1 other annotated feature is annotated in these 358 nt (G+C 46.4%).

Annotation, left to right across the window (positions count from 1 at the left end):
- Positions 1-8: 8 nt before the first annotated feature.
- Positions 9-358, reverse strand: a sequence feature (23S ribosomal RNA rRNA prediction is too short).

Raw genomic sequence — 358 nt, forward strand, 5'->3', positions numbered from 1 at the left:
CTCGGGAGTATTTAGCCTTACCGGATGGTCCCGGCAGATTCACGCAAGATTCCTCGTGTCCCGCGCTACTCAGGATACCACTACGCTTCGTTTAGCTTCGAATACCGGACTATCACCGTCTATGGTTTCATTTTCCAAAGAATTCTTCTCACTAAATTTCTTGCGATATCGTGGTCCTACAACCCCAATATTGCCGTAACAACATTGGTTTGGGCTAATCCCCGTTCGCTCGCCACTACTTGGGGAATCATTATTATTTTCTTTTCCTGCAGGTACTAAGATGTTTCAGTTCCCTGCGTTAGCCTCTTGCTATGCAAGATGTCATTCCTTCAGAATGACGGGTTGTCCCATTCGGAAA

The organism is Bacteroides sp. DH3716P (assembly GCF_025914115.1).
In the GTDB taxonomy this organism is placed as follows: domain Bacteria; phylum Bacteroidota; class Bacteroidia; order Bacteroidales; family Bacteroidaceae; genus Bacteroides; species Bacteroides ovatus.